This is a genomic window from Herbaspirillum aquaticum (genome assembly GCF_002213425.1).
GTDB classification, from domain to species: domain Bacteria; phylum Pseudomonadota; class Gammaproteobacteria; order Burkholderiales; family Burkholderiaceae_D; genus Herbaspirillum; species Herbaspirillum aquaticum.
In genome coordinates, this window is sequence record NZ_NJGV01000066.1 from 1 (window position 1) to 556 (window position 556).

Annotated in this window: 1 protein-coding gene; it reads left to right on the forward strand. The window is 48.6% G+C overall.

The features are described from left to right. Nucleotides 1–118 precede the first annotated feature (118 nt). Nucleotides 119–469, forward strand: a complete 351-nt coding sequence (locus CEJ45_RS24415) for a hypothetical protein (RefSeq protein WP_088757564.1) — start codon at nucleotides 119–121, stop codon at nucleotides 467–469. Nucleotides 470–556 lie beyond the last annotated feature (87 nt).

Genomic DNA, 556 nt, shown 5'->3' on the forward strand with positions numbered 1-556 from the left:
AGGATCAGGGCAGCGCTGTTCTGCTGCAAGTGAAGTCATGGATGCAGCTTAAATTCTGGCAAACGCTGTCTTGACGGATGGGTCCACTTTAGTCGGCTTCGCATCGGGACAGGAGGTTTTGCAATTCTTCATTAGTTATGGATGGCCAGGCCTTGCAGGCGCGGTGATAGCTTCGCTGCTCATGTCGTTTTTGGTGATGACTCTGTACATGATTGGAAGCCGACTCAAGACTGATTCACATGACGAAGCGATTAATTTTATATGTGGGCCATGGCTGGGCAAGGTGATGGATTGGATGATTACATTCTTTCTATTTGGCTCGGTAGTCGTAATGCTTGCTGGCGCAGGCTCATCCGCTCATCAACAAGCGGGTGTACCACAAGCATTGGGAAGCGCAATCGCAGCTGTCTTGACGATCATCATCGTCTGTTTGGGCATAAAACGGGTGATCACTTTGCTTAGCTGTTGAATTGCACTAAAAACTGACCCACTTTCCCCGGAAATTTGCATCCTAAGTTGACCCATGTTTAGACCACAATCCTGCTCATGACAGCGA